Here is a 6272-nt window from a genome sequence, read left to right on the forward strand (position 1 = left end):
GTGCCGCCGGGAGCGGGCGGGGATCGCGGTCTTCTCGTCGATGGACAGGACCATGACGCCCTCGGGTGGGTGTCGGTAGAGGTCGCACAGGTCCGCGACGCGGTCCCAGAAGCCGGGGGTGTCGCGGCGGGTGAGCTGGCCGCGGACCCGGTGCGGCTTGAGGTCCAAGTCCGCCAGGATACGACCGACTTGGGAGGCAGAGATGGCGGCGAAGTCGGTGTCGGCGACCTGGGCGGCGATCGTGCGGTGCGAGCAGGTCGCCGCCGGGTGCGGGGGTGCGCTGGTGGCCGCCGCCACGATCGCCACCTGCACATCGGGGCCGTAGGTCCTGGGACGTCCCGAGCGGCAGGCGTCCTTGAGTCCGTCCGGCCCCTGGAGTGCGAACCGGCCACGCCACTTGCGGACCGTGTTCACGGTGACCGCCAGCTCCCCTGCGATGGCTCCGTTACTCAAGCCCTCGGCGGCGGCCGGCACGATCCGCGCCCGGAGAACTTCTCGCACCCGTGCTTTTGTCGAGAGGGTCACCCCTGTCGGACGCTCGCGCACAGCCTCGTCCAGTTCCACCACCACGGCATCCACGCCCGGCACCCCGCCCGTCCGCCCGGACAAAGACGCCCTCATGAACCGCTGATCCACTAGTGCTGTGACCGCACAGGTTTGCCGGGTGCGGCCTGGGCGGCCGGCGCCGCTGTCCAGGCCGCGGGCAGGACGCCGGGGCACCTGGCCGCTGGACGAGGACGGGACGGGCGGTGAACGGGTTGAGCAGGGCACTGCCGCTGAAGACGCTGCCCAGCAACCTCAGCAGCTCCTCCGTAGCGGCTACTGCAGCGCTACCGTGGCATTGTTGCTGGTGGTGCGGATTAGGCGGATGGCGGAGATGAGGAAAAAGATGCCCCCGAGCGTGGCGTAGCGAGCGAGATGGGGCAGGGAGGGGTTGGCCTTGGCGGCGTCGGCGACGAAGGAGGCGCCGGCCAGGACGGAGATGCCACCGCTGAGGATCATGGCCCACTGTCCGCCCATCGCCCGGCGCTGGAGGGCCACCACGAGTTGGACCAGGCCCGAGACGATGGCCCAGGCTCCCCAGACGCGAAGGACGTCGGCCGTGCCGGAGGCGCCGGCAGCGGCCAGGCCGATCGCGGCGGCGGTGCTGATGGCCATGTTGGCGTAGAGGCCCTTGGCCGGGCGGGTGGCCCGTGAGGACCTGGCGTCGAAGACGGCAGCAGCCACGTCGAACGCGGGGTAGAGGACCAGCAGGGCCTTCACCCAGAGGGTGAGGTCGTCGCCGAGGGACAGCAGGAGCGCCGCCCAGGCGAGGGCGAAGAGGAAGCGGATGAGGTAGAGCCGGCGCAGGGCGGGGGCTGCGGTCTCCTGGCCGATGGTGGCAGCGCGGGTCATGGTGGGTTCTCCGTACGGTCGGTGTCGGACTGGGGGATCTGGCGGACGCCGGTGGGTCAGTTGGTGCCGCGGTCGGCCTGCTCGATCAGGTTCTTGACGGCCCCGGGGTGGCTGACCATGGCCGCGTGGGATGAGTTGATCTCCACGGTGTGGGCCCCGGCGCGCTTGGCCATCCACCGCTCCAGGTCAGGGCTGAGCATGTGGTCCTGTTTGGCGACGAGGTACCAGGACGGGATGGTCCGCCACGCCGCCGCGGCGCTGGGCTGGTTGAATGCCGCGGCGTTCACCGGATTCTGGGCGTCGGCCATGTCGGCTGCCTTGCCGGGGCTGACGTCGGGGGCGAAGAAGGCCCGGAACTTGGCCGGATCGAGGGCGAGTTCGACCTCCTGGGTGCCGTCCGCCCCGGTGATCGGCACCGCCTGGAGCGGTAGTGCGGGAATGGGATGAGCGACCGGGTGCGCGGTGACGTCGCTGAGTGTCTCCCCGGCGTCCGGCACCAGGGCAGCCACGTACACCAGCGCCTTTACATCGGGGTCGCCGGCCGCGGAGTTGGTGATGACCGCGCCGCCGTAGGAGTGGCCCACCAGGATGATCGGCCCCTTGATGGTGTCCAGGAAGCCGCGGATGTATGCGGCGTCGCTGGTGAGGCCGCGCAGTGGAGTGTTCAGCGCACGGACGGGATAGCCGTCCTTGCGCAGCTTGTTCATCACGCCGTACCAGCCGGAGGAGTCGGCGAACGCGCCGTGCACCAGTACCACCGTCGGCTTGGTGCCGCTGCGGGCCGCGGCGCCCGCCGCGTGGATGCCTGTGGTCGTCGCTGCCGGGCCGGAATTCAGGGCATGCGCGGCGACCGGGACAGCGGCGAGGGCCAGCGCCGACAGCGCGACCACAGCGGTGCGCCGCAAGGACCGGCGCTCAACAGGGCTCGTCGTGCTCGAAGATGTGGTGCTCTGAGTCATGGAGTTTCCCTGCGTAATGGTGCGAGGCGGTTGCCTCGTTGAGGAGTCTGGTGTTCCCCGGGCAGGGCCGTGTACTTCGAACGAAGTACTTCTCCCGCCTGAAGCGGGTGGAGCAGATTCGCCGTCTACATCGTTCGAAGTACACGGCCACCGCGCACGCGAGCGAGAATCAGGTCATGGCCAAGGCGCAGAACGATCAGGACGGGCCCGCGACACCTCTGTGGGTGCGTCGCCCCGAGGTGCTGCACCGCGTCGCCTATTCAGTGGCCGCGCTGGTGTTCACCGGTCAGATCGTGGCAGTGGTACTGAGGGGGTCGGGTTGGCCGACGGTCCTGGCCGTACTGCTCGCCGGTGGTGGTGTCGCCCTGTCATGGGGGAAGCCGTGGGCAGGACTGGTCGTGACGAGCGCGGCGTCCTTCGCCGTCACAGCGGTGGGCCAGGACCCCCTGTCGGTGTGGATGATGGCGGTGCTCGTGCTGCTCTCGGTCACCTTCAGGGGAAAGCAGCCGCTGGTCGGAACCGTCATCGTTTCGGCGTTCTTCCTGGGCGCGTTCATGACGTTGGGGGGATTCCGTGGTGGCGTGGTCGTGGGCGCCGCCGCCCTCTTCTCGGCCATAGCGGGAGGTGCGACCGGGGGAGCGCTCCGCCTCCACGCAGACCACTGGTGGATGTTGAAGGAACGGGCCGAAAGGGCCATCGCCACCCGCGAGATCGAGGCCACCCGACGAGTGACCGAGGAACGACTGCGTATAGCCCGGGACCTCCACGACGTCATCGGCCACCAGGTCGCGATGCTGAGCATGCACCTCGGCGCAGCGGAGATCGGGCTTCCCGACGGCGCCGAGTCGTCCCGGCAGGCCCTCGTGTCAGCCAGGTCCAGCGCCCGCACCGTCGTCGTCGAGACGCAACGGATCCTCGCGCTCCTGCGCCGCCATGACGACAACCCCGACGGTGAGGCGCTCCGGCCGATCCCGGCGCTGAGCGGTCTGGAAGGACTTGTCACCTCTTTCGGGAGCATCGGCCTCGACGTCCGGTCCTCCATCGCAGTCCCCGCCGTTTTCGTGGAGCCCAGCGTTGGCGTGACGGTCTACCGGGTCGTTCAGGAAGCACTGACGAATGCCTACCGGCATGGGGAAGGGACGGCCACGGTGGATGTGCGCGAGCACGACGGCAGGATCTGCGCCACCGTGGAAAATCGCGTCGGTCTTTCGCCGCACGGCTCCGACCCGGGCAGTGGACTCGGACTCGTGGGGATGCGCGAACGCGTCGAGTCCTCCGGTGGGCGGCTGACGATCGACAGTGACGGCGGGCGGTTCCGGGTCCGTGCGGAGTTCAGCCCTGCGGGAGTTGTCGTCCGATGACGCAGATTCTGATCGTCGACGACCAGGACGACATCAGGGCCGGCATCCGGGCGATGCTTCTGCTCGACCCGGGTCTCGTTGTCGCGGGTGATCTCTCCGATGGGCTCCAGGCCGTTCCCTTCCTGCGGACCCACCCCGTCGACCTGGTCCTGATGGACATCCGGATGCCCGGCATCGACGGCGTCGAAGCCACCCGCCGGATCCGCCAGGAGCACCCGCCCGAAAAGCTGCGGGTGATCGTGCTGACCACCTTCGACCACGACGACATCGTTCTCGCCGCCCTTCGTGCGGGCGCCAACGGTTTCCTCAGCAAGACCGTCAGCCCCGCTGAACTCGTCGCCGGAATCACCGAGGTCCTCGCCGGTGGCGGTGCGCTGTCCGCCGCCGCGACGGCCGCGCTCATCGGTCACATGACCGACAGTCCGCCCCCGGTGATCGACCAAGAACTGCTGCGACGCTTCAGCGCTCTGACACCCAGGGAACGGGACGTGATCGTTCTCATTGCCAGCGGTCTCGGCAACGACGAGATCGCCGCCCAGTTGTACGTCTCGCCGTTCACCGTGAAGACGCACGCCGTGCGGGCCATGACGAAGGTCGGCGCACGTGACCGGGCGCAACTCGTTTCCTTCACCTTCCGGGCCGGCCTCTACCCCGAGGGCTGATTCGAAGTCTGGGTGATCAAGTGGCGCTGCCGGTCAGGGCAGTCTGATCAGGTTCAGCGGGCGGGTGAAGAGGTGTAGGACGGCTTGCGCTGGCTGGTGGCGATGCTGTGCTGCGCAGCACGCTGATCGCGAAGCTACGCAGGGCGGTGATGTTCTCCGGTCCGTGCCAGGTGTGGATCTTCGAGTCGTCCTCGCCGAACGTGGGGGCTGGCCTTGATGCCCCGTGTGCGCGGGCGAGTTGGCCGATGGTCTGGGGAGATGCCGCCCGCGCGGTGACGAGGATGGCCGCGTCCTTTGGTGACTCGGGGCCGGGATGGCTTACGGAGGATCCCGGACGCGCGGCGACCGGGCGACCGTCATCGCCCGGGCGCGGGCCGGCTGGGTGCCGGGAGCGTTCGGTCAGTTCCTTTTGAGGAAGTCCAGGAGGGTGTCGGCGAAGGGTTGCGGGGATTCGTGGCAGGGGAAGTGTGCTCCGCCCTTCTCCCGGGTGAAGACGCGGAGTTCGGCGTTCGAGACGTGGGTGGCCGTCCAGGCCTGTGAAGCGGGTGCGACGTGGCTGGCCTCTCCGCCGATGACCAGAGTCGGCACGTCGATGCGGGGTGGTACGTCGCGCCAGTCCTGCATGACGTGGTCCAGGAGCAGACGGGCACCCCAGGGCATCGGGAGAAGCAGGTTCTGTTCGTAGAGCCATTGCAGGTCCTGCGCGGGGATGTCCTTGGTGAGCATGGAGGTGAGGAATGCGAGCCTGGCCCGCTCGGAGTCTGCCGACAGCATCGAGCGGGCGAAGGCCGCAGCACCGTCGTAGTCGAGGGTGGCGCCGAAATCCGCCGCGTCGGCCGGGTTCAGCCAGGGCAGGACGGTGCAGGCGACGGGTTGGTCGACGATGACCAGTGAGCGGACGCGTCCGGGCCCGAACAGTTCGGGGTAGGACCAGAGCACTGATGCGCCCTGGAGTGGCCCAGGAGATGGATCCGGCCGATGTCCAGGTGGTCCAGGAGCTGGTCGAGGTCGGTGCGGCCGGAGATCCCGTGGTTGCGCATGTCGTAGGTGATGACGCGCTGTTCGGGGCCCAGCAGGGGGAGCAGCCGGTCGAAGGTCGCCTGGGACTGGGACCATCCGTGCAGCAGGAGCAGGGGTATGTCCTGGCCGCCGGTGTCCCGGTAGGTGAGTGCGCATCCGTCGCGGGTGGTGAGGGTCGCGGTGGCGAGGTCCATTGACAGGGCCTTTCGTGCTGTGGCCGAGGGGGCGTCCGGTCGTTGATCATGTGCCAGCCGAATCCGCCCGTCCCGTCGACCAGGTCGGGCGTCCGCATCCGCGGCATCCTCGGGCTCGAATCCCTGACAGCAGCCTCGATCGCGCCGGGGTGGGCAGTGAGGCGGAGCGTGCAGGAGCCGCCCCCGCGGCGCAGAGCGTTGGTCACGAGCTAGGAGACGCCCAGGACGAGCGTGTCGGCCCGCACCCGGCCGGTGACCGGCTGCCCGAGGGCTTCGAAGAACGCCCGTGCCGTCTGGCGCGCCTCGGCGACGGCGGACGGAGAACAAAGGGCTGTGCGCGCGGCGCTCATCGTGGTCATCACGCACTCCGGGTCTGGTGGAGGTGTCCGGCGCTGCCTGCCCGGTCGTTGTCCCCCCGCTCGCAACCGCTCAACCCTGCCCGGACCCGATTACCTCAAAGCCACACACAGAAAGTCTATGTTTGTTGAAGTAGACATTGGGGTTGGGTCGTGGTTAGGGTTCTCTCGTAGCCCAGAGGAACAGCAGGGCCTGGCAGACACGAACTGCCGGGCGGCAGTATCCGCAGGTGCAGTTCGTACGACGGTGCGGTGGTGGAGTTCCGAAGCCAGGGCGGTTGTAGGACGGCGACGGGGCTGGCGACCGGACCGGGTGGCCCGCAGT

Annotated in this window: 8 protein-coding genes; 2 read left to right on the forward strand and 6 right to left on the reverse strand. The window is 68.9% G+C overall.

Annotation, left to right across the window (positions count from 1 at the left end):
- From JHN63_RS47690 to JHN63_RS47700, 3 genes are all read right to left on the reverse strand, one after another.
- Positions 1–501, reverse strand: a 501-nt coding sequence (locus JHN63_RS47690; RefSeq protein ID WP_200691388.1) for a helix-turn-helix domain-containing protein, incomplete at its 3' end; no start/stop codon positions are given.
- A gap of 318 nt (positions 502–819) precedes the next feature.
- On the reverse strand, positions 820–1395 hold the full coding sequence (locus JHN63_RS47695; protein ID WP_200691389.1) for a hypothetical protein: 576 nt from the start codon (positions 1393–1395) through the stop codon (positions 820–822).
- Between the two features lie 56 nt (positions 1396–1451).
- Positions 1452–2354, reverse strand: coding sequence for an alpha/beta fold hydrolase (locus JHN63_RS47700; protein ID WP_200691390.1), 903 nt, complete (start codon positions 2352–2354; stop codon positions 1452–1454).
- A gap of 176 nt (positions 2355–2530) precedes the next feature.
- Here JHN63_RS47700 and JHN63_RS47705 point away from each other — a divergent pair, with 176 nt between their 5' ends.
- Positions 2531–3715, forward strand: coding sequence for a sensor histidine kinase (locus tag JHN63_RS47705; protein ID WP_200691391.1), 1185 nt, complete (start codon positions 2531–2533; stop codon positions 3713–3715).
- On the forward strand, positions 3712–4377 hold the full coding sequence (locus JHN63_RS47710; protein WP_200691392.1) for a response regulator transcription factor: 666 nt from the start codon (positions 3712–3714) through the stop codon (positions 4375–4377). Before JHN63_RS47705 ends, JHN63_RS47710 begins: the two co-directional genes overlap by 4 nt.
- A gap of 399 nt (positions 4378–4776) precedes the next feature.
- Here the strand turns inward: JHN63_RS47710 and JHN63_RS47715 are convergent, their stop codons facing one another.
- From JHN63_RS47715 to JHN63_RS54920, 3 genes are all read right to left on the reverse strand, one after another.
- Positions 4777–5316, reverse strand: a complete 540-nt coding sequence (locus tag JHN63_RS47715) for an alpha/beta hydrolase (protein WP_200691393.1) — start codon at positions 5314–5316, stop codon at positions 4777–4779.
- On the reverse strand, positions 5220–5591 hold the full coding sequence (locus tag JHN63_RS47720) for an alpha/beta fold hydrolase (RefSeq protein ID WP_200691394.1): 372 nt from the start codon (positions 5589–5591) through the stop codon (positions 5220–5222). The genes JHN63_RS47715 and JHN63_RS47720 overlap by 97 nt, the downstream gene beginning before the upstream one ends.
- Before the next feature lie 209 nt (positions 5592–5800).
- On the reverse strand, positions 5801–5950 hold the full coding sequence (locus tag JHN63_RS54920) for a hypothetical protein (protein ID WP_374223016.1): 150 nt from the start codon (positions 5948–5950) through the stop codon (positions 5801–5803).
- Between the last annotated feature and the right edge of the window lie 322 nt (positions 5951–6272).

Source organism: Streptomyces sp. MBT65 (assembly GCF_016612545.1).
In the GTDB taxonomy this organism is placed as follows: domain Bacteria; phylum Actinomycetota; class Actinomycetes; order Streptomycetales; family Streptomycetaceae; genus Streptomyces.

Coding starts and splice junctions, on each gene's coding strand:
- JHN63_RS47695 (WP_200691389.1), bottom strand. CDS start 1,395: ATGACCCGCGCTGCCACCATCGGCCAGGAGACCGCAGCCCCCGCCCTG.
- JHN63_RS47700 (WP_200691390.1), bottom strand. CDS start 2,354: ATGACTCAGAGCACCACATCTTCGAGCACGACGAGCCCTGTTGAGCGC.
- JHN63_RS47705 (WP_200691391.1), top strand. CDS start 2,531: ATGGCCAAGGCGCAGAACGATCAGGACGGGCCCGCGACACCTCTGTGG.
- JHN63_RS47710 (WP_200691392.1), top strand. CDS start 3,712: ATGACGCAGATTCTGATCGTCGACGACCAGGACGACATCAGGGCCGGC.
- JHN63_RS47720 (WP_200691394.1), bottom strand. CDS start 5,591: ATGGACCTCGCCACCGCGACCCTCACCACCCGCGACGGATGCGCACTC.
- JHN63_RS54920 (WP_374223016.1), bottom strand. CDS start 5,950: ATGACCACGATGAGCGCCGCGCGCACAGCCCTTTGTTCTCCGTCCGCC.